14 protein-coding genes are annotated in these 20,994 nt (G+C 74.0%); 6 read left to right on the forward strand and 8 right to left on the reverse strand.

Features of this window, described 5'->3' with window-relative positions; translation table 11 throughout:
* Positions 1–237: 237 nt before the first annotated feature.
* Entirely contained in the window at positions 238–4,692 is a 4,455-nt protein-coding gene (locus tag V1J52_RS16360; RefSeq protein WP_330140541.1) for a golvesin C-terminal-like domain-containing protein, read from the forward strand.
* Between the two features lie 92 nt (positions 4,693–4,784).
* Positions 4,785–5,177: a hypothetical protein gene (locus V1J52_RS16365; protein ID WP_330140542.1), complete on the forward strand. Its 393-nt coding sequence runs from the start codon at positions 4,785–4,787 to the stop codon at positions 5,175–5,177.
* A gap of 3 nt (positions 5,178–5,180) precedes the next feature.
* Here the strand turns inward: V1J52_RS16365 and V1J52_RS16370 are convergent, their stop codons facing one another.
* Together V1J52_RS16370 and mshA are read right to left on the reverse strand one after the other, a co-directional pair.
* On the reverse strand, positions 5,181–5,699 hold the full coding sequence (locus V1J52_RS16370) for a type III secretion system chaperone family protein (protein ID WP_330140543.1): 519 nt from the start codon (positions 5,697–5,699) through the stop codon (positions 5,181–5,183).
* Positions 5,692–7,011 carry a D-inositol-3-phosphate glycosyltransferase gene (gene mshA / locus V1J52_RS16375; RefSeq protein ID WP_330140544.1) on the reverse strand — a complete coding sequence of 440 codons (1,320 nt, stop codon included), beginning with the start codon at positions 7,009–7,011 and terminating at the stop codon, positions 5,692–5,694. Before mshA ends, V1J52_RS16370 begins: the two co-directional genes overlap by 8 nt.
* Before the next feature lie 124 nt (positions 7,012–7,135).
* Between mshA and V1J52_RS16380 the strand changes: the two genes are divergently transcribed.
* Positions 7,136–7,951 carry a class I SAM-dependent methyltransferase gene (locus V1J52_RS16380; protein WP_330140545.1) on the forward strand — a complete coding sequence of 272 codons (816 nt, stop codon included), beginning with the start codon at positions 7,136–7,138 and terminating at the stop codon, positions 7,949–7,951.
* 26 nt (positions 7,952–7,977) lie between these two features.
* Here V1J52_RS16380 and V1J52_RS16385 read toward each other — a convergent pair whose 3' ends face one another.
* From V1J52_RS16385 to mshD, 3 genes are all read right to left on the reverse strand, one after another.
* Positions 7,978–9,012, reverse strand: a complete 1,035-nt coding sequence (locus V1J52_RS16385) for a CHAD domain-containing protein (RefSeq protein WP_443075836.1) — start codon at positions 9,010–9,012, stop codon at positions 7,978–7,980.
* Positions 8,996–11,164, reverse strand: coding sequence for an RNA degradosome polyphosphate kinase (locus V1J52_RS16390; RefSeq protein WP_330140546.1), 2,169 nt, complete (start codon positions 11,162–11,164; stop codon positions 8,996–8,998). Before V1J52_RS16390 ends, V1J52_RS16385 begins: the two co-directional genes overlap by 17 nt.
* 308 nt (positions 11,165–11,472) lie before the next feature.
* A complete protein-coding gene (gene mshD, locus V1J52_RS16395) occupies positions 11,473–12,381 on the reverse strand; it encodes a mycothiol synthase (RefSeq protein ID WP_330140547.1) in 909 nt (302 codons plus the stop codon).
* A gap of 229 nt (positions 12,382–12,610) precedes the next feature.
* Between mshD and V1J52_RS16400 the strand changes: the two genes are divergently transcribed.
* Positions 12,611–14,425 (forward strand): bifunctional metallophosphatase/5'-nucleotidase, encoded by a 1,815-nt coding sequence (locus V1J52_RS16400; RefSeq protein ID WP_330140548.1) that lies wholly within the window; start codon positions 12,611–12,613, stop codon positions 14,423–14,425.
* 94 nt (positions 14,426–14,519) lie between these two features.
* Here V1J52_RS16400 and V1J52_RS16405 read toward each other — a convergent pair whose 3' ends face one another.
* Positions 14,520–15,110, reverse strand: a complete 591-nt coding sequence (locus tag V1J52_RS16405; protein WP_330140550.1) for an NADPH-dependent FMN reductase — start codon at positions 15,108–15,110, stop codon at positions 14,520–14,522.
* An 85-nt stretch (positions 15,111–15,195) separates the two neighbouring features.
* Here V1J52_RS16405 and soxR point away from each other — a divergent pair, with 85 nt between their 5' ends.
* Positions 15,196–15,651: a redox-sensitive transcriptional activator SoxR gene (gene soxR / locus V1J52_RS16410; RefSeq protein WP_330140551.1), complete on the forward strand. Its 456-nt coding sequence runs from the start codon at positions 15,196–15,198 to the stop codon at positions 15,649–15,651.
* A 126-nt stretch (positions 15,652–15,777) separates the two neighbouring features.
* On the opposite strand, the gene V1J52_RS16415 is transcribed toward soxR, so the two are convergent.
* Together V1J52_RS16415 and V1J52_RS16420 are read right to left on the reverse strand one after the other, a co-directional pair.
* A complete protein-coding gene (locus V1J52_RS16415) occupies positions 15,778–18,051 on the reverse strand; it encodes an AfsR/SARP family transcriptional regulator (protein ID WP_330140552.1) in 2,274 nt (757 codons plus the stop codon).
* Positions 18,052–18,476: 425 nt separating this feature from the next.
* Positions 18,477–20,045, reverse strand: coding sequence for an aspartate aminotransferase family protein (locus V1J52_RS16420; RefSeq protein WP_330140553.1), 1,569 nt, complete (start codon positions 20,043–20,045; stop codon positions 18,477–18,479).
* A 262-nt stretch (positions 20,046–20,307) separates the two neighbouring features.
* Between V1J52_RS16420 and V1J52_RS16425 the strand changes: the two genes are divergently transcribed.
* On the forward strand, positions 20,308–20,874 hold the full coding sequence (locus V1J52_RS16425) for a flavin reductase family protein (RefSeq protein WP_330140554.1): 567 nt from the start codon (positions 20,308–20,310) through the stop codon (positions 20,872–20,874).
* Positions 20,875–20,994: the final 120 nt, after the last annotated feature.

Genomic DNA, 20,994 nt, shown 5'->3' on the forward strand with positions numbered 1-20,994 from the left:
CGCCCCGGCCGTGTCCGGCGCGCCCGCGTCTTGCTCCCGCCGCCGGTCCCGCGTCGCGGGGCCGCGGTGCGCGCGCCGCTCCGGCCGTGCGGCCGAACCGCCGCCGGAGCGCATCACTTCCCGCCCGTCGCGCCCGGCGAGGGCCGGGTCTGACGGGCGGGGCCAGTCGTCCCGGCCGCGACCGGCGGGCGGGACTGGAAGGGAGTATCGGTGAGATACCGAAGAGGAGCCCCGGTGGTGGCGGCGATAGCCGCGGGCGCCATGTTCACGGGGCTGTTCCAGGGCAGCGCCTGGGCGCGGGAGAAGCCCGCGCCGCCCCAGCAGCACCAGTGGGCGGAGACGCCGGGCGAGGGCCGTCCGGGTGACGCCCCGGACGAGGTGCCCGCCTCCCGGCGTTCGGACGTGCTGGGCAAGGACTGGCGGAAGTCCGGTGACCTGGCGTGGACGACGACCGGCGACGCCCGGGGCTTCCACCTCCTGTCGGCCCGGCAGAGCGACGGCTACGCCTGGCAGACGACCGCCAGCCTGTCGGAGCCCGGCTTCGACGCCGACATGTGGATCGGCAACGCCTGCGTGACCGGCTCGGGCGAGCGGGCCGTGGTCGTCTACGCGCCGCGCACCTTCACCAACGACGCCCGGCTGATGGCGCGCGGCGGCTTCACCGCCGTGGTGGAGCTGGACAGCGGCACGGTGACGAAGCTGGACCTCCAGGCGTCGCTGTCGCACTACAACCCCGGCTGCGGCGTGGACGAGAGCGCCGTCCTGACCCAGTCCGGCGGCGAGGACAAGGCCGCCACCCGGCTGGTCCGCCTCGACGCGGCCAGCGGTGAGCTGTCGGAGCCGGTCGAGACCAAGGGGCAGGTGACCTCCGCCGTCCCGGCGGCGGACGGCAGTATCGTCGCCGCGGCCGGGGCCCAGGTCGTCAAGGTCGCCGAGAGCGGTGAGCGCACCGCGCTGGCCGACACCGACGGCGTGCCGTACTACCTGACTCCTGACGCCGAGGGCGGCGTCGTCTTCCTGGACAAGACGCCCGCCGCCCGGCAGACGATCCGGCCCCGCTCGGGACCGGTCCGCGAGGACGCGGCTCCGCGCACCCGCGCCAAGCGGCTGACGCCCGCGCAGGTGCGCGACCCCCAGCCGGGGAAGGCCGCACGCACCGCGCTGGCCGAGGGACTGGTGACCGGCACCGGACTGACCCGCAGCGCCGCCGGCACCGTCTACGTCACCGGTGAGAAGACCGCGGTGCCCGGCAAGCTCCCGAAGGCGGTGCGGTCCCTGGCCGGTACGCCGCAGGACGCCACCGTCACCACCGGCGGCGAGGCCGTCGTCACCCGTACGGCGTGGGCCGACGGCAAGGACTCCCGCGTCATGCCCGAGGACGCGGCCCAGGCCCGCCCGGTCGACGTCACCCTCAAGGTGCTCGGCACCGGCAAGGACGCCGAGTTCACCGTGGACCCGGCCACCGCGCCGGCCCCGCACGCCGCCCAGGGCGGCAAGGCGTCGCCGAAGAACCCGGCCGGCCGGGTACCAGTACCGGGCGCGGGCGTCGACGGCGCCAAGCCGAAGCCGGAGAAGGCCGCACGGGACGAGGTGGGCGGGCCCCGGCCGCAGCTCGGCCTGCGCGCCCCGCTGGCCGCCGTCCCCGCAGCGGACCGCACCGAGATCGTCGAGTCCGAGCGGTACTGCTCGGTGCCGCGCAACGACCCGCGTAACCAGGCCGTGCAGCCCAAGCCGCGCCAGGTGGAGTGGGCGGTGAACCGGGCCGTGCGGGGCGAGCTGAACAGCTACGTCTCGCGCCCGGCGAACTGGAAGAACCTCGGCATGCCCGCCTACTCGCCGCAGTCCCTCTTCCCGCGCGTGCCGCTGGACGGCGGCGGATACGTGCCGCACCAGGTGATGCTGGGCATCACCGCGGCCGAGTCCAACATGCAGCAGGCGTCCCGCGTCGCCGTGCCCGGCGTGTCGGCCAACCCGACCATCGGCAACTACTACGGCATCGACTACTACGACGGCCAGCCGCTCAACGACTGGGACATCGACTGGCCCGAGGCCGACTGCGGCTACGGCGTCACCCAGGTCACCGACCACATGCGCCGGGCCGGCAAGGAGGACGGCGGCCTGCCCGCCTGGGACTACGCCAAGCAGCGCGCCGTGGCCCTGGACTACACGGTCAACATCGCTGCCGGGCTCCAGATCCTGTCCAAGAAGTGGAACCAGACCCGCCAGGCCGGTCTGATCGCCAACAACGGCAACGTCGAGAAGATCGAGAACTGGTACTTCGCCCTGTGGGCCTACAACTCCGGCTTCTACCCCGACAAGGGTGACGGCTCCCCCTGGGGCGTCGGCTGGGCCAACAACCCCGCCAACCCCGAATGGGACGCCGGGCGCACCCCGTTCATGGAGGACTGGTTCGGCAACGAGGAGCCGCACGACGCGGCCCACCCGCAGGACTGGCCCTACCAGGAGAAGGTGATCGGCTTCGCCGCCCACCCCCCGGCCTACCTGGAGGCGCCCGGCACCATGGTGCCCGCCTTCCGCGCCTCGTGGTGGAACGGCACCGGCGGTGACGCCACCATCCCGGGCAGCGCCAAGAACAACCGCGCCGGGGCGAAGGCCCCCGAGGACCTGTTCTGCTCCACGGCCAACGACTGCGACCCGGACCGGATCAGCGACGGCGCCTCCAACGACGCCGGCGCCGGACCGTGCACCCGCAGCGACTTCAAGTGCTGGTGGAACCAGCCCGTCGAGTGGAAGGACGACTGCGACTACTCCTGCGGCAACCACTACCGCCGCTTCCCCGACGGCTGGGCCGAGGAGCCCGACGGCAACGCCTACCCGCCGCTGTGCGACCGCGGCAACCTGCCCGCCGCGGCCCGCATCATCGACGACGTGCCCGACGGGACGCCGTCCATCCGGCCCGGCTGCGCCCGCTTCTGGCACAACGCGGGGACGTTCACCCTCGACTTCGGTGCCGGGGAGAGCGGCGGCCATCCGTCCAACAGCTACCTGCGCTGGCCCGGCAAGGTGGACACCCATCAGCTCGGGGCCGGGTTCGGTTCGCACTTCTACTTCACCCACACCCGGGGCAAGGACGACCCGGCCAAGGCCGAACGGCTGAAGGTCACGGCGTCCTGGAAGTTCAGCGGTGACGTCGACGGGCCCGCCCGCGTCTGGGTCCACATGCCCGACCACGGCGCCCAGACCAGTCACGCCACCTACCGCGTGAAGACGGCCAAGGGCACCAAGACCCGCACCGTCCAGCAGGACGGCGAGACCAACCGCTGGGTCAACATCGGCGCCTTCCTCTTCGACGGCAAGCCCGAGGTGTCCCTGAACAGCGTCACCAAGGACGGCACCGGCGACGACAACATCGCCTTCGACGCCGTCGCCGTCGAACCGTTCGCGGGGTCCTACAAGGAGCACACGGTCGACGCCGTGGCGCTCTTCGACGAGGACCAGAACATCGACGGCGACCAGGCCAGCGGCTGGCTGGTGGACTCGCCGTTCGAGAGCCGCCAGAAGCTGTACGACTGGGCGCACGGCCTGGCCAGCTCGGTCACCGGCATCCGCACCTGCGCGTCCGGCGAGAACACCCCGGCCTGTGTGCGTTCCGGCACCAAGCAGGCCATGTCGGCCTGGAAGCAGCAGATCGAAGCGGCGGGGACCCATCCGACGAACCACCCGGACGGCAACAGCCTCGCCCGCTGGATCGGTTTCGCCAACAGCTACCAGGACCGTCCGACCAGCGACGCCCTGCCGTCCCACTTCCTCACCGACGACGAGCGCTACAAGATCCGCTCCCGGGCGAAGGTCTCCTTCATCGCGGGCCCGGACGGCAAGGTCATCGAGGGCAGTGAGGAGGTCAGCTACAGCCACCGCACCGGTGACACGCACCTGCCGGAGTTCCTCTTCGACGTCTTCGACGCCCTGGAGGACGACTACGGCATCGCGCCGCCGGACCTGACCTACGCCACGGAGGACCTCAACGTCCACGACGGCCGGACCCGGACGGTGTACCCGAACACCTCGCACATCATCCCCGGGCGCGCCTACGCCTACGCGGGCAAGGCGCCGACCATCACCGAGGACGGGGAGTGCGTGGCCGCCATGTACACCTCCGGCGGTTCCATCGGCTACCGGCCGATGATCGGCGAGGGGTCCGCGGCCAGGGCCGTGGACGCCTGGGCGCGGCGAGTCCAGAGCACCCAGGACGTGCCCGCCCCGGTCTTCACCTTCGCCCTGGAGGTGCTGACGGAGATGTTCAGCAGCGGCGGCCTCGGCGGTCCCTTCACCGGCAGCCTCTTCGGACAGGCGGCACCGATCTGGCAGGAGCTGAACTTCCGCGCCTGCTCCGACGGCTCGCTGGAGACCAACAACCGGCCGATCCTGCGGTACAGCCACATGCCCGACCAGTACCTCTACCACAACGGGCGCGCGGTGGATCAGGACGGCGACCGGACCTTCTCCAAGGAGCCCGTCAACAAGGGGAACTTCGTTCCGTTCAGCCGCCTGCCGGACCCGAACGTCGAGTTCCCGCTCTGGGAGAACCCCTTCGGTCCGTGTGGTCCGGCCACGGGCAAGAGCGGAAACCCCTGGGACATGACGTCTCCGCAGAGTCCCTCGGCGAATCCTGCGAACGCGCACTTCTGCGTCGACCGGGACCTTCCGAGCGACCCTGAGTACAGCAGCTGAGCACCCGGAAAACCGGCCGTCTGTCGCCCGTGCGTAGTATGGCGGGCGACAGACGGCCCTTCGGCCCGTAGGGGCGGAAGGGAAGGAGTGTCATGGCGCAGGTAGTCGTCCTCACCGGCGTCGCCGGGCTGCTGATGGCTCTGGTGGACGGGCCGGCGCGCCGCCTCGGACTGTGGCTCGCCGCGGTGACGTTCCCCGCGTTCCCGCTCATCTTCCTCATCGGCCCCGCCGCCCAGTTCCTCGCCGTCGCCGGTGTCGGTGTGGTGACCGCCGCGTGCGCGCCGTTCACCGCGCGGCGGAACCGGCTGCGCTGGCACGGCGCGGTGGCCCTCGTCCAGACGGCACTGGCGGCGTGGCTGGTGGTGTGGGACCCGGCCCTGACCGCCTTGTACGTCCTGCTTCTCGCCCCCGGCGCCGTCACGGCGGTCGTCCGCTTCCTCGGCGTGCGCCGCCGGGACGAGGACCGCCGGGACGCGGGACGCTGAGCGTTACTCCGGGGCGGGCTTCTGCCCCTCCGGCTCGTCCGGCCCGGCGGTCAGGTGGGAGAAGGCGTCCAGGTTGCGGGTGGACTCGCCGCGGGAGGTGCGCCACGCGTACTCGCGGCGGATCGCCGTGGCGAATCCCATCTCCAGCAGCGTGTTGAACGAGCCGTCCGCGTTCTCCAGGACCGAGCCGAGGATGCGGTCGATCTCCTCGGGCGTGACGGCGGGAAGCGGCAGCCGTCCGACGAGGTAGATGTCGCCGAGCTGGTCGATCGCGTAGCTCACCCCGTACAGGCGGGTGTTGCGCTCCAGCAGCCAGCGGTGCACGCCCTCCGCGTTCTCGTCCGGGTGCCGGATGACGAAGGCGTTGACGGACAGGGAGTGCGTCCCGACGATGAGCTGGCACGTCGTGGACAGCTTCCGGGTGCCGGGCAGGGTGGCCACGTAGGTGCCCGCCTTCGGGCACTCCCACTCCACACCGGCCTCGGTCAGTGCCCGTTCGATCACTGCGGCGGTGTCAGACATGCAGCGATCGTAGGCGACCCCGCCGTGCGGCGAGCGCGGCGGCGTAGACGTCGGCCGTGTCGCGGGCGACGGCCGCCCAGCCGAAGCCCTGCGCGTGCCGGGTGGCGGCGGCGCCCATGCGGGTGACCAGGTCCGGGTCCGCGACGAAGCGGCGCAGGGCGCGGGCGTAGTCGGCCGGGTCGTGCCCGGCGACGAGGAAGCCGCTGTGCCCGTCCCGCACCGCGACGGGCAGGCCGCCCACGGCGGCGGCCACCACGGGCGTGCCGCACGCCTGCGCCTCGACGGCCACCAGGCCGAAGGACTCGCTGTAGGAGGGCATGACGAGCACGCTGGCCGCCCGGTACCAGTCGGCCAGCGCCGCCTGGTCCAGCGGCGGCCGGAACCGCACGACGTCGGCGATGCCGAGCCGGGCGGCGAGCTTGTGCAGCTTCTCCGGCTTGGCGAGTCCGGAGCCGGACGGGCCGCCCACGACGGGCACGACCAGCCGGGAGCGCAGCGCCGGGTCCTCGTCCAGCAGCAGCCGCACGGCGTGCAGCAGGATGTCGGGTGCCTTGAGCGGCTGGATGCGCCCGGCGAACAGCGGGACGAAGGCGTCCTGCGGCAGTCCGAGCCGGGCGCGGGCGGCGGCGCGCCCCTCGGCCGGGGCGAAGCGCTCCAGGTTCACGCCGGGGTGGACGACCGCGATGCGGGCGGGGTCGGCGTCGTAGTGGCGCGTCAGCTCACCGGCCTCCTCGGTGGTGTTGGCCACCAGCCGGTCGGCGGCGCGCACGATCTGCGTCTCGCCGATGACCCGGGCCGCGGGCTCGGGGGTGTCCCCCTCGGCCAGCGCCGCGTTCTTGACCTTGGCCATCGTGTGCATGGCGTGCACCAGCGGCACGCCCCAGCGCTGCGCGGCGAGCCAGCCGACGTGCCCGGAGAGCCAGTAGTGGGAGTGGACGAGGTCGTAGTGGCCGGGGCGGTGCCGGGCCCACTGCTGCATGACGCCGTGGGTGAAGCAGCACAGCTGTGCGGGGAGGTCCTCCTTGGCCAGCCCCTCGTAGGGGCCCGCGTCGACGTGCCGCACGAGCACGCCGGGGGCGAGCTCCACGTACGGCGGCAGCCCGCCGGTGGAGGCGCGGGTGAAGACCTCGACCTCGACGCCGAGGCGCGCCAGCTCGCGGGCCAGCTCCACGATGTACACGTTCATGCCGCCCGCGTCCCCCGTGCCCGGCTGGTGCAGCGGCGAGGTGTGGACGCTCAGCATGGCGACGCGGCGCGGCACGCGGGGCGGGAGGCCGAGACGCCGTCCGAGCCTCGTGACGTACGAGCTCACCGTGTGCTCCCTCTGCCGGGTCCAGTCCCGGCTGGGGGAACGCTCACCGGGCGCTCACTCTTCCCGCTTTGCCCAATCGTGACCTGGCGCGGGCGGGACCCGCGTCCGCCCGTACCCTGCTGCCATGCCCCGCTCCGCCTCGTCCCCGCCGCCGCGTCCGGTCGGGACGGTCACGCGCGGCACGACCAGTCCGAACCGGCTGCGCCGCATGGACCGCTGGATCACCGCCGTGCACGCGCCCGCGCTGCGCCGTGCCGCACGCCCGCCGCAGGCCGTGGACCTGGGCTTCGGCGCGGCGCCCTGGACGGCGGTGGAGCTGCTGGAGCGGCTGCGCCGGGTACGGCCCGACGCGCGCGTCACCGGCGTGGAGATCGACGCGGAGCGGGTCGAGGCGGCCCGGCCCCACGTCCGCGAGGGGCTGGTGTTCGTGCGCGGCGGCTTCGAGGTCCCCGTGCCGGAGCGTCCGCTGCTGATCCGCGCGGCGAACGTGCTGCGGCAGTACGCCGAGGAGGAGGTGCCCGCGGTGTGGGCCCGGCTGTGCGGGCGGCTCGCGCCCGGCGGCCTGCTGGTCGAGGGCACGTGCGACGAGATCGGGCGGCGGCACGTCTGGGTGGCGCTGGGCCCCGAGGGGCCGCGCACGGTGACGTTCGCCGCCCGGCTGGCCGGGCTGGAGCGGCCTTCGGACCTGGCGGAGCGGCTGCCGAAGGCGCTGATCCACCGCAACGTCCCCGGTGAGCCGGTGCACGCGTTCCTGGCCGACTTCGACCGGGTGTGGGCGGCCGCGGCGCCGTTCGCCGCGTTCGGGGCCCGGCAGCGCTGGGTGCGCTCGGTGCGGGAGCTGTCCGCCCGCTGGCCGCTCGCGGACGGCCCCGCCCGCTGGCGCCAGGGCGAGGTCACCGTGGCGTGGCCGGCGCTCGCCCCGGGCGGGCCGGGCGGCTGAGGGGCGGGCGGCCCGGGGGCGGACGGTTACGGGGCGGGGTGCCAGATGCGGTGGAAGGCGAGACGGGCCGCCTCGACCTCGTGGCGCTGGTCGGCGTGGAGCACGCCGAGCGCGTAGGCCGTCGCGGGCGCGATCCGCGGCGTGCGCCCCGCCGACGCCGCGGCGTCGGCCGCCGCGGCGGCCGTGCGGTGCCGCTGGAGGTGGCGGCCCGCGACGCCCAGCGGGGTGCTCTCCTCGCCGAGCACCTCCTGCGCGTACCGCACGAGCCGCAGCAGGCAGCGGACCCGGTGCCAGGCGCCGTCGTAACGGTCCTCGGCCCCGGTCAGGGTGTGGGCGAGCGCGCCGGGCCCCATCGGCAGGGCGTCCACGGCGTCCACCAGCCGCCGGTGGGCGTGCTCGGCGCAGGGCCGCAGGACGGGGAGCGCGGGCCGGTCGGCGAGGCCGCTGTCGAGCGGCACCTCGGAGGCGAGCACGGCGACCGCGTCGGCGACGGCGTGGAAGCGCGCGGAGCCGAGCGCCTGGAGGGCCGCGGAGTGGGCCCGGGTGCGGGAGAGGGTGAGCTGGCGCTCCAGCAGCGCCCCGGCGCGGGCCGCGCCCGCCCCCGGGCGTCCGGCCGCCGGGTCGTCGTCGCTGGGGGCGGAGAGCCGGTGCAGGGCGGCCAGCAGCCGGTCGAGCCGCGTCCCGTACGCGTACTCGCGGGACAGGACGCCGGACAGCCAGGTCAGCTCGGCGGCCAGGTGGTCGGCCCACCCGGCGTCCAGGAGCGGACGGTAGGTGTGCAGGGCGCCGCTGATGCGGCGGGCCGCACGGCCCAGGCTCCGCACGGCGCCCGCCGCGTCGGCCGCCGTCTCGGCGCTGCCCGCCGTCTCCTCGTGCAGGCGCAGCGCGCGCAGCAGGTCGGCGGCCTGGCGGTGCAGGTATCCGGCGAGCACCTCCCCCGCCGCGTCCCGGCCGGTGCCGGTGCCGTCCGGCTCACCGCCCGGGGGCGGCACCAGGGGGCGGCGGGCGGCGGCGACCTGTGCGCGGTCGCCGTCCGCCGTGAGGTCATGTCGTGGGGCCACGTCGGCGCCTCCGGGCGTCGATGAGCATTTCCTGTACGTTCCGCAGCGGGCGTCCCTCGCCGTCGGTGGCGTGCCGGTCCCAGTCCCCGTCCGGGCCGAGGTGCCAGGACGCGGTGGACTCCGCGACGCCGACCTCCAGCAGCCGGATGAGGACCGCCCGGTGGGCCGGGTCGGCGACGCGGACCAGTGCCTCTATGCGGCGGTCGAGGTTGCGGTGCATGAGGTCGGCGCTGCCGAACCACACCTCGGGTTCGCCGCCGCCGCCGAAGGCGAAGACGCGGGAGTGTTCGAGGAACCGGCCCAGCACGCTGCGGACGCGGATGTTCTCGCTGAGCCCGGGCACCCCGGGCCGCACCGCGCAGATGCCGCGCACCCACAGGTCCACGGGCACCCCGGCGCGCGAGGCGCGGTAGAGGGCGTCGATGACGGCCTCGTCCACGATGGAGTTCACCTTGATCCGGACAAAGGCGGGCCGCCCGGCGCGGTGGTGGGTGATCTCCTTGTGGATACGGGTGACGAGCCCGTCCCGCAGCGACTTGGGCGCGACGAGCAGCCGCCGGTAGGTCTCGCGGCGGGAGTAGCCGGAGAGCCGGTTGAACAGGTCGGAGAGGTCCGCCCCGACCTGCGGGTCGGCGGTGAGCAGCCCCAGGTCCTCGTAGAGCCGGGCCGTCTTCGGGTGGTAGTTCCCCGTGCCGACGTGGGCGTAGCGGCGCAGCAGCTCGCCCTCCTGGCGGACGACGAGGGAGAGCTTGCAGTGCGTCTTGAGGCCCACCAGGCCGTAGACGACGTGGCAGCCGGACTCCTCCAGCTTGCGGGCCCACTTGATGTTGGCCCGCTCGTCGAAGCGGGCCTTGATCTCGACGAGGACGAGCACCTGCTTGCCGGACTCGGCGGCGTCTATCAGGGCGTCCACGATGGGCGAGTCGCCGGAGGTCCGGTAGAGGGTCTGCTTGATGGCCAGCACGTCCGGGTCGGCGGCGGCCTGCTCCAGGAACGCCTGCACGGACGTGGAGAACGAGTCGTAGGGGTGGTGCAGCAGCACGTCCCGCTCGCGCAGGGCGGCGAAGACGTCGGGCGGCGAGGCGGACTCCACCTCGGCCAGGTCCCGGTGGGTGCCCGCCACGAACTTCGGGTAGCGCAGTTCGGGGCGGTCCATGCGGGCGACGATGGCGGACAGCCCGGAGAGGTCGAGCGGGCCCGGCAGCGGGTAGACCTCCGCGTCGGACACCTTCAGCTCGCGCACGAGCAGGTCCAGCACGTACGGGTCGATGGACTCCTCGACCTCCAGGCGCACCGGCGGCCCGAAGCGGCGCCGCATCAGCTCCTTCTCCAGCGCCATGAGGAGGTTCTCCGCGTCGTCCTCCTCCACCTCCAGGTCCTCGTTGCGGGTGACCCGGAACATGTGGTGCGCGAGGACGTCCATCCCGGGGAACAGCTCCTCCAGGTGGGCGGCGATGACGTCCTCCAGCGGCACGTAGCGCTGCGGGGACGCCTCCAGGAACCGGGACAGCAGCGGCGGCACCTTCACCCGGGCGAAGTGGTTGTGCCCGCTGACGGGGTTGCGCACGACGACGGCGAGGTTCAGCGAGAGCCCGGAGATGTACGGGAAGGGGTGTGCCGGGTCCACGGCCAGCGGGGTGAGCACGGGGTAGATCTGCTGCCGGAACAGGGTGAACAGCCGGGCCTGCTCCTTCTCGGTGAGGTCGGCCCAGCGGATGAGGTGGACGCCCTCGTCGGCGAGCGCCGGGGCGACGTCCTGCTGGTAGCAGGCGGCGTGCCGGGCCATCAGCTCCCGGGAGCGGGTCCAGATGAGGTCCAGCACCTCGCGGGGCTGGAGCCCGGAGGCCGAACGGGTGGCGACGCCGGTGGCGATGCGGCGCTTGAGCCCGGCGACGCGGACCATGAAGAACTCGTCGAGGTTGCTGGCGAAGATGGCCAGGAAGTTGGCGCGCTCCAGCAGCGGCACGCTCACGTCCTCGGCCAGTTCCAGTACGCGCTCGTTGAACGCCAGCCAGCTGCGCTCGCGCTCCAGGAAGCGGCCCTGCGGCAGGTCGTCGGCGTCCGCGTCGCCGGTGTAGGCGTCCATGTCGGAGTCGAGGTCGGGGTCGAGCGCGGCGGCGAGCGCGCCGCCGCCGATGTCCTGGAGGTTCATGTCCCGATTCTCGCCCGCCGCGGGCGCGCCGGGCCTGTCGGCCGGCCGCGGTGCCGCCCTGAGGGACGCCTCGGCTGCCGCGCGCCCTCGGTGGGGGCCGTCCGGCCCGTTCGACACTGCGTGCTGCACTCGGTGATGCTCGCAACCGAGTTTGAATCGCCGGTTACGCCGACATGGCGGGCAGGCGAGCCGCACCCTTCGTCCAGCCGTCCGGCGCCCCGGTACGCGCCCCGGCGCACGCCGGGGGCGCCCGGCGTGCGGGGCGGGTCGGGGCGCGGGCGCCGGGGCGGATCAGGGCCCGATGCGGCTCAGGACTCGGTGCGGTACATGAGGTCCACCGCGTGCGTGCGGAAGCCGAGGCGTTCGTAGACGGCGACGGCCGGGCCGTTGTCGGCGTCCACGTACAGCATCGCCGTCGGCATCCGCCGCACCTCCGCCAGGTGGCGCAGGCCGACCGCCGTCAGGGCGCGGCCCAGCCCGCCGCCCTGCGCACCGGGGACGATTCCGACGACGTACACCTCGCCGAGCTGCTCGCGTTCGTGGACCTTCGTCCAGTGGAAGCCCAGCAGCCGCTCCCCGTCGCCGCCGTCCCGGACGGCGAGGAAGAACCCGGCGGGGTCGAACCAGGGCTCGGCCTTGCGGTCGTCCAGGTCGCGCTGGGTGAGGGAGCCCTGTTCGGGATGGTGGGCGAAGGCAGCGGCGTTGGCCGCCAGCCAGGCCGCGTCGTCCTTGCCCGGGACGAAGGTGCGCAGGGTGGTGCCGGGCGGCAGCGTCGGCTCGGGCAGGGCGGCGGCGTCCAGGGGCATGCGCAGCTGCCGCAGTTCGCGGAAGAGGGTGAGGCCGAGGGACTGCGCGAGGTGCCGGGCGGCGGCGTGCCCGCCGTGCGCCCACAGCCGCAGCCGGCGCCCGGAGGCGTCCAGCAGGGACATCCCGAGCGCCCGGCCGTACCCCTGGCCTCGGTGCGCGGGGTGGACGAGCAGTTCACCGGCCGGGGGCTCGACCGGGTCGAAGTCCTCCAGCTGGCCGTACCCGACCAGTTCCCCGCCGGAGCGGACGAGGAAGTGGGTGACGCCCGCGCGCCGCCCGCCGCGCAGCGTCAGCCGCCCCTGCTCGGAGACCGCGGGTTCGCCGTCGGCCCTGGCCGCGGCTTCGATCAGCGCCAGCGCCTCCCCCACGACCTCGTCGGACACCAGGTCTGTCACCACCACGTCACTCATGACCCCTGAGCGTACGCCCGCTGATCGCAACCTCGTGGTTACCTCACGCATCCTGACACGCTACGCGCGTTGACCGTAGGCTGCCGACTGACCGGCGCCTCCGCCGTACGACGCCGGGCCCCGCGGGCCGGTGAACGCTCCCTGCGCCGCTCCCGCGGCACCACCGCACGGCACGCTCCACGGCACCGCCGCACCACCCTCCATCCACCGCTCCACGAAGGGGACGCACATGCCCGATTCCCCGGGACAGTCCAGGTGGCGGCCGCGGCCGCTCGCCGCCACCGCCGCGGGCCTCGCGGCGGCCCTCGCCCTCGGCGCGGCGGCCATGCCCGCCGCCCACGCCGCACCGGACGCCCACGACGGGCGCGGCAAGGGCGGCCACCACGGCCGCACCGTCGACCTCCAGGTGCTGGCGATCAACGACTTCCACGGCCAGCTGGAGCCGCCCACCGGTTCCTCCGGCCGTGTGGTGCACGAGCACCCGGACGGCTCGACGGAGGAGATCACCGCGGGCGGCGCCGAGTACCTGGCCTCCGCCCTGCGCGAGGCCCGCCGGGGCGAGCGCCACTCGGTGACGGTCGCCCCCGGCGACGTCGTCGGCGCGAGCCCGCTGCTGTCCGGCCTCTTCCACGACGAGCCGACCATCGAGGCGATGAACGCGCTCGGCATGGACGTCGTCGGTGTCGGCAACCACGAGTTCGACGAGGGTGGCGCCGAGCTGAGGCGCCTCCAGCGCGGCGGCTGCCACCCGGTCGACGGCTGCTACGACGAGGGCCGCACGTTCGAGGGCGCCGACTTCCCGATCCTGGCCGCCAACGTGGTGGACGAGCGCACCGGCGAGCCGTTCATGAAGCCGTACACCGTCCACACCACGCGCGGCGTGAAGGTCGGCTTCATCGGCGTGACGCTGGAGGGCACCCCGGACATCGTCTCGGCCGAGGGCGTCAAGGGCCTGAAGTTCCTGGACGAGGCGGAGACGATCAACAAGTACACCCGGGAGCTGCGGCGCCGGGGCGTCAACGCGGTGATCGCGCTGATCCACGAGGGCGGCTACCCGGCGTCGTCCGCGTACAACCACGACTGCGACGCGTCCGGGGGCGGGCTGTCCGGGCCGGTCGTGGACATCGCCGCGCGCACGGACGCGGGGGTGGACGCGCTGGTCACCGGGCACACCCACCAGCCGTACGTGTGCACCCTGCCGGACCCGGCGGGCAACGAGCGGCTCGTCACCTCGGCCGCGTCCCACGGGCGGCTGTTCACCGAGCTGGACATGCGCTACGACCGCCGGACGAAGGACATCGTGCGCGCCTCGGTGACCGGCACCAACCGCGTCGTCCACCGCGACCGCCCGAAGGCCCGCGACCTCACCCGGCTCATCTCCTCCTGGCAGGAGCTGGCCGCCCCGGTGGCGGGCCGGCCGGTCGGCTGGATCTCCGAGGACATCACCGCCGACCGGACGCTGCCGGAGACGCCGCTCGGCGATCTGGTCGCCGACGCGCAGCTCGCGTACGCGCGCGCCCAGGACCCGGGCACCGTCCTGGCGCTGATGAACCCGGGCGGCATCCGCGCCGACCTCACCTACGCGGCCTCGGGCGACGAGGGCGACGGCGTGGTGACGTACGCCGAGGGGTACACCGTCCAGCCGTTCGCGAACACCGTCAACGTGGTGTCGCTGACCGGTGCGCAGCTCCTCGACGTGCTGCGGGAGCAGGTCAGCGGGGCGAACGCCGCCGCGCCGAAGGTGCTCCAGGTCTCCGAGGGCCTCACCTACACGCTGGACCTGACGCGCTCGGGTGCCGAGCGGGTCGTCGCGGACTCCGTGCGGCTGCACGGCGAGCCGCTGGAGGCGGCGCGCGGCTACCGGGTGGCGGTCAACTCGTTCCTGGCCGGCGGCGGTGACGGGTTCCCCACGCTGGCCGGGGGCACGGACCCGCTGGTCGGCGGTGACGACCTGGCCGCGCTGGAGGGCTACCTCGCGGCCGTCTCCTCCCCCTCGGCGCCGCTGGACGCCCCGGCGGCGGACCGCATCACGGTCGTGCGCTGACGGCTGACGGCTGACGCGGGGGACGCCCCCGGCCCGGTGCGGCCGGACGGCCCCCGGCCCGGCGCGCCGCCGACCGGGCCGGGGGCCTCGCGCGTCAGGTGCCGTAGGGGCGGGCGGCGCGGGCCCCGGCGAGGGCGGTGGCCCACCAGTCGAGCTGCCCCAGCAGTCCCTTCGCGGCGCGCGCGGCGGCCTCCTCGTCCCGGGGCCGCCCGTCCGCCCCGAACACGTCCCAGACGTTGTGGAAGCTGAGCGCGTCCCGCACCGTCATCGCGTGCATCTCGGGGAAGACCTGCCGCAGGTGCTCGGCCGCCCGGATGCCGCCGCCCTGGCCGCCGTAGGAGACGAGGCCGACCGGCTTGCCGAACCACTCCTCGCGCGTCCGGTCGACGGCGTTCTTCAGGCCGGCGGGGTAGCTGTGGTTGTACTCGGGGGTGACGACGACGAAGGCGTCCGCCTCGCCGAGGCGCCGGGACAGCTCCCGCGCGCTGCGCTCGTCCTCCGCGTCCGGCTGGCCGTCCCGGCCCGGCACGAGCGGCAGCGGCAGCTCGGCGAGGTCGACCACGTCGACCTCGAACCGGCCGAACGTGCGGGCCTCCGCGGCGAACCAGGTGGCCACGGTGGGCCCGAAGCGGCCTTCCCGGACGCTTCCGACGATCACGGCGAGGCGAAGCTGACGGTCGGTCATGGCGACTCTCCTTCTTGGGGTTTCCCCGTCTGGTGGCACCATCCTGCTTGTTAAACTTAAGTTGAGGTCAAGCTATCCTGGGCCCATGACCGCCCTTTCCTGGAAGACGCCCGAACTGACGGTCGGCCAGCTCGCGGAACGCAGCGGCGTGGCCCCCTCCGCCCTGCGCTTCTACGAGCGCAACGAGCTCATCCACAGCCGCCGCACGTCCGGCAACCAGCGCCGCTACGCCCGCGACACGCTGCGCCGGGTCGCCTTCATCCGGGCCTCGCAGCGCGTGGGCATCTCCCTGGAGAAGATCCGCGCCGTCCTGGCGCTGCTCCCGGAGAACCGCACGCCCAACCGGCAGGACTGGGCGCGGCTCTCGGAGTGCTGGCGCCACGACCTGAACGAGCGCATCGCCCAGCTGGAGGAGCTGCGGGACGACCTGAGCGACTGCATCGGCTGCGGCTGCCTGTCCCTGGAGCTGTGCGGGCTCGCCAACCCCAGGGACCGGGCCGCCGAGCGGGGCCCGGGGCCCGTCCGCCTCAACCACGTCTGAGCCGCGCACGGGCGCCCGCGCACAGCGGTCGGGCCGCCCGGCGCGCGCTCCCACACGCGCCGGACGGCCCTCACCTCACCCCGGCCGGTACCCTCTACAGCCCCGGCCGTCCAGGGCGCCCAGCCCCTAGCCCGCGCGGACGGCGGGCGAGGGACGCAGGTCGCGGTAGGCAGTGACCAGCAGCGACTCCAGCAGCCGGTCCATGACGTTCTCCCCCTGCGCGTCCAGGGTGATGGTGGTCGTGTGGCGCTTCCCGCCCGACCAGCCGGGGCGGCGGTCGAACAGCTCGGGCCGCGCGGCGGCGACGATCAGCACCGGCGCGACCCCCAGCGCGTCCGGCAGGTTCTCCACCAGGTCCAGCAGCGGCCCGTCGGCGTGGTGCAGCCCCTGGACGGCGAGCACCAGCGGACGCTCCCGGGCCGCGCTGCGCAGGAACGCGTGCCACGCCTCGGTGACGTGCTCCGGCGAGACGCCGGCCGCCGCGGGGCCGCCGGGCGCCAGCAGGGGCCGGAGGAGGGCCGCCATCCGCTGCGTGCGCTCGGGTGTCTCCGCCAGCTCCCCCAGCGCCGCGATCAGCCGTTCGACCGCGCGGGCCCGCGGCGCGCCGTGCTCGACGCCGCAGTACCCGGCCAGGACGGCCGCCTGGAGCGCCTGCACGCCCGCCGGACCGGCCGCGCCGCCCGGCGGCACGGACACCAGGACGGACCCGGCCACCTCGGTGCCCTGGCCCACGGCCCAGCGGCGGAACTCCCGCAGCAGGGCGGTGGCCTCCGTGTCGGACTCGGCCAGCACCGTCGCCAGGTGCGGCACCGCCCGGTGCCGGGTGTGCTCCAGCAGGCCGCGCAGCAGCCCCAGTTCCTGGGTGCGCCGGGCGGCCTCGGCGGCGAGGTCGCCCGGCTCCGTGCGGGCGGGACGCGCGTCCCGCCCGCCCACCTGCCACGCGTTCCCCTCCCCCGGGACCTGCCGGTACCCGACGGCGTCCGCGCTGTGCCGCCGCGTCCGCTCGCACACGCGTATCTCGCCGGCGGGCACGGCGGCCAGCAGCGCCTGGCACTCGTCGAGCAGCACGCCGTTGACGGAGACCGGGGCCGCGGGGTCGCCCGGGTCGCGGCGGACGAGGGTGGCGCCCGTGGAGACGGCGGCGTGCAGCGCGAGAGCGGCCCGCGGCTCGGCCGGGGACGACAGGGAGTCCGCCCGGCGCGTGAGGCTCTCGCGGACGGCGCACGCCGCGCGGACGGCCCGGCGGGCGCCCTCGGCGGCGCCGCCCTCCCCGGCGGCGAAGAGGGCGAGGGTGACGGAGCCCATCGCCCCGGCCACCACACCGCCCGCCTCCTCGACCTTCTTCTGGATCAGCGCCGTCACCCGTTCCAGCACCCGGCTGACGCGCTCGGGCTCCAGCGTGTCGGACGCGGCGTCCAGTCCGGCGCGCAGCAGGAGCAGGCTGGCCTCGCGCCGCTCGGCGACGACGGCGGCCGGTCGGCGGCGGGGCGGCGCGTCCGCCGGACCGGGGGCCGGTGCGGCGGCCCGCTGGGCGGGTACCGTCGGCGTCCCGGCGGCCGGGGCGGCCGGGGCGGCGGGGCCGGCCGGGCCGCCCGCGGGCTCGGCCCCGGGGGCGACGGCCGCGACGGGGCTGCCCGCGCCCTCGGGGAGGTGCAGCTCCGGGTCGTGGGTGAGGATGGCCTGCTGGAGCCGCTGCAGCTCGCGGCCGGGCTCCAGCCCGAGGTCCTCGACCAGCGCCGTGCGCACTCTGCTGTAGACGCCGAGGGCGTCCGCCTGCCGTCCGCAGCGGTAGAGGGCGAGCATGAGCTGCCCGCAGGAGCGCTCCCGCAGCGGCTCGGCCTCGACCATCATCTCCAGGCTGCCCAGGACCGCGTAGTGCTGCCCGCAGGCCAGCGCGGCGTCGAAGTAGTCCTCCTGGACGTCCAGCCGGGTGTTCTGCACGGCCGCCAGTTCCGGCCAGATGGTGCCGCACTCGACGAGGTCCGCCAGCGCCGGGCCGCGCCACAGGCTGAGGGCGTCGCGCAGCAGGACGCCGGCCTCCTGCGGCCGGCCGTCGGCCAGGCGTGCCCGGCCCGCCGCGACGCGCTGGTTGAAGACGTGCAGGTCGACCTCGGCCGGGTCCACCCGCAGGACGTACCCGGGCGGCTGGGTGCGCAGTTCGGCGGGGGCGGGTTCGCCCTCCGGGGCGGCCAGGGCGCCGCGCAGCCCCCACACGGCGTTCTGGAGGATCTTCCGGGCGGAGGTGGGGGCCTCGTCGGTGCTCCACAGGGCCCGCAGTAACTGGCTTGTCGGGACGACCTGGTTGGCCTGAAGCAGCAGGAACCCCAGGGTCGCCCGCTGCTTGGTACCGCCGAGGCCGATCGCACGGTCCGCCGACAGCACCTCGAGCGGGCCCAACATCCGGAAACGCATGAATCCCCCAGTGAGAGTAAGTACCTGCTGTGGAGCGCGGTGCGGAGCACCTTGTCCAGCCGTGCCTGTCCTGGAGTCCGACGACTTGCTGCCGCGAGCCGGCGGAGATGCGGGGACCGCGGGGCACGGGGACCGTACCGACCGACGGTCACATCACGCTCCGTCTGATCTCGCCTAGGAATCATCACGATACAAACCGACGGAACGGTTTGTCAAAGGGTCAGGAGGGTGCACTTCACCCTTCCTGCCCCTCGTCGCGCCCCCGTCACCCGCGGAACAGATAGACCCAGGTCACAGCAGGTTTCTCGGAGTCGGGAAGTCGGAGACCGCCGCACGCCCGCGCCCCCCGGCCGGGCGGGACGGTCTCCACACTTCCGGACTCCGCCCTTCCATAAACAGACTATGCGGTCTGTTTACTGGCTCAGCACGAGCCGCTGGGCGTCCTGGTCCCGGATGATCTCGCAGATGTCGCGCAGCGCCGACTCCAGCAGCCCCGTCTCCGCGTCCGTGAGGAGCACGGACGGCTCGAAACGCAGCGTATTGGCGGCGCTGGCCGTGGGGAAAGTGCGCACCCGGTGGCCGTTCAGCAGGTGCCCGGCCACCAGGTAGCCGAAGAGTCCGTTCTGCGCCATCTCGCTGAGCGGCCCGGCGGACGAGCCGGACTGGTCGTGGAACTCCAGCCCCTGCATCAGCCCGCGCCCGCGCACGTCCTTCACGACGTCCGGGTAGTCGGCGCGCACCGCCTCCAGCGTCGCCCGCAGCCGGTCGCCGCGCTCGGCGGCCAGCCGGTAGACGCCCCCGCTGTCGGCCTCCATCATGTCGAGGACCTTGGCGGCGATCAGGGTGGAGAAGCCGTCCTTGGCGAAGGTGGAGCTGTGCAGCAGCTCGAACTGCTCACGGTAGTGGTCCCGGCGCACCAGCATCACGGACGCCTTGGCGATGCCGCCGCCCAGGCTCTTGGCCAGCGCGTAGTAGTCACCGCGCAGCCCCACGTGGGTGGAGGCCAGGAAGGCGCCGGTACGGCCCATGCCGCTCTGGATCTCGTCCACGATGACCGGGCAGCCGATCTCGTCGCAGACCCGGTGCAGCTCCAGCACGAACTCAGGCGTCACCGCGTGGATGCCGCCCTCGCCCTGGATCGGCTCCACGAGGAAGGCGCAGAACACCGGGAACGGGCGCTCCACGACCACCACCCGGCCGTCCCGCACGGCCACGTCCAGCAGGCTCGCCGCCTCCCCGGCGACGACCTTGGCGAGCGCCCCGGCGTCGTTCAGCGGCACGAACCGGGACTGCGCCCCCAGACCGCGGAACGGCACCCGGTAGCCCTCGTTGTGGGTGAGCTGCCCGCTGCCCATCAGCTTGCCGTGGAAGGAGCCCTCCAGCGTGAGGAACAGCGGGGGCCGCGTCATCAGGGCGGCGTTGGACGCCTCGATCCCGGCGATCCGCTCCTCCAGACCCGCCGCGCCGCCGTCCGCCTCGGCCCGGCCCTCGCGCACCGCCGCGCGCGCCTCCTCGGCGTGGGCGGCGATCTCCTCGCCGATCGCCTGGAGGCGCAGCACCCGGTCGAACTCGGCGTGCTTGACCGCGGCCTCGATGGCCTCGGCCCCGGTGCTGGCGAAGATGGCGAGGTAGTCCTCGACGGGCTTGCCGCCGTTGGCGTGCGTGGCCTGCTCCCGGCGGACGATCCGGTTGAGCGCGACGGCGACGTCGTTGGCGTGGGAGTGCCGGGAGAACTGGGTGTGGACGGGGGTGCCCTGGGCGAGGATCTCCCTGGCGTACTCCACTATCTGTGGCGGATTGTGGCCGAACATCAGCGAGCCGTACCCGCCGGCGAGGTCCAGCACGGGCACCTCGGTGCCGTTGTCGTCGCGCAGGTAGAGCGTGTTGCCCTCGGCCCTGACGTATTCCACGTCGAGGCCGGCTCCGGCCAGGACCTGACGCAGATGCGGTTCGGCGAGTCCCTGCTCGGTTGCGGAATTCATGTCGCGCCCCCTAGGCGGCCGGCTGTGGGTTGTCCGGGCGAAGGTAGCGAAAACACGGCGCTGTTCCCGCCAGCGTCCGGTCACGCCGCCCCCATCGCGGCCTGCGGGAATGCGGATGAGTGCCAGGTGGCCTTCGAGTGACTCCACGCCAGGGGACCGTCGGTACCTTCGAAGTTGCCTTGGTCGGCTTTTCGCCAAGGCGGCCGGGTATGGGCGACGCACTGCTCCAGCGCATTGATCCCGAACGCTCGAAGAAGGTGTCATGAATTCTGCATCGACCGACGTCGACACCGTGACGGAACCGCTGTCGCGCCTCGACTCCGAACCGCTCCGCGAGGTGGAGCCCGCCGTCCTGCGCTCGGTGATGTCACGGTTCGCCACCGGGGTGACCGTGCTGAGCGTCGGCGGCGAGCACATCCACGGCATGACCGCCAACGCGTTCAGCTCCGTCTCGCTGGACCCGCCGCAGGTCCTGTGCTGCGTGGCCCGCAGCGCGGTGATGCACCACGCCATCACCGCGTCGGGCACCTTCGCCGTGTCCATCCTGGGCGCCGGCCAGGAGGGCTTGTCCCAGCACTTCGCCGACAAGCGGCGTACGCTGGGACCGGCGCAGTTCGACGACGTGGACTGGATCGCCGGGGCCATGACCGGCGCCCCGCTGCTGGCCGGATCGCTGGCCTGGCTGGAGTGCCGCCTCAGCAGCTCGCACGAGTCCGGGGACCACTCCGTCTTCATCGGCAGTGTGCTCGACGCCCGGCTCGGCAGCGCAGCCCAGGGCCTGCTCTTCTTCAACGGCCGGTACGGCCACGTCAGCTCCCAGACCGGCTGACCGGAAGGAGGACGCCGATCCCGGCACGGTCCCCCGAGACCGTCCGGCCGTCGGCGGCCGACACCATTTGTCCCGCAGGAAAAATTACCGCGCGAAGACCGGGCCGCTCCCAATTCCCCG

The organism is Streptomyces solitudinis (assembly GCF_036323765.1).
Classification (GTDB): domain Bacteria; phylum Actinomycetota; class Actinomycetes; order Streptomycetales; family Streptomycetaceae; genus Streptomyces.

Excerpts from the sequence above, each read along its gene's own strand:
- V1J52_RS16365 (WP_330140542.1), top strand. The coding sequence starts at position 4,785 with ATGGCGCAGGTAGTCGTCCTCACCGGCGTCGCCGGGCTGCTGATGGCT.
- V1J52_RS16370 (WP_330140543.1), bottom strand. The coding sequence starts at position 5,699 with ATGTCTGACACCGCCGCAGTGATCGAACGGGCACTGACCGAGGCCGGT.
- V1J52_RS16380 (WP_330140545.1), top strand. The coding sequence starts at position 7,136 with ATGCCCCGCTCCGCCTCGTCCCCGCCGCCGCGTCCGGTCGGGACGGTC.
- V1J52_RS16390 (WP_330140546.1), bottom strand. The coding sequence starts at position 11,164 with ATGAACCTCCAGGACATCGGCGGCGGCGCGCTCGCCGCCGCGCTCGAC.
- mshD (WP_330140547.1), bottom strand. The coding sequence starts at position 12,381 with ATGAGTGACGTGGTGGTGACAGACCTGGTGTCCGACGAGGTCGTGGGG.
- V1J52_RS16400 (WP_330140548.1), top strand. The coding sequence starts at position 12,611 with ATGCCCGATTCCCCGGGACAGTCCAGGTGGCGGCCGCGGCCGCTCGCC.
- V1J52_RS16405 (WP_330140550.1), bottom strand. The coding sequence starts at position 15,110 with ATGACCGACCGTCAGCTTCGCCTCGCCGTGATCGTCGGAAGCGTCCGG.
- soxR (WP_330140551.1), top strand. The coding sequence starts at position 15,196 with ATGACCGCCCTTTCCTGGAAGACGCCCGAACTGACGGTCGGCCAGCTC.
- V1J52_RS16415 (WP_330140552.1), bottom strand. The coding sequence starts at position 18,051 with ATGTTGGGCCCGCTCGAGGTGCTGTCGGCGGACCGTGCGATCGGCCTC.
- V1J52_RS16420 (WP_330140553.1), bottom strand. The coding sequence starts at position 20,045 with ATGAATTCCGCAACCGAGCAGGGACTCGCCGAACCGCATCTGCGTCAG.
- V1J52_RS16425 (WP_330140554.1), top strand. The coding sequence starts at position 20,308 with ATGAATTCTGCATCGACCGACGTCGACACCGTGACGGAACCGCTGTCG.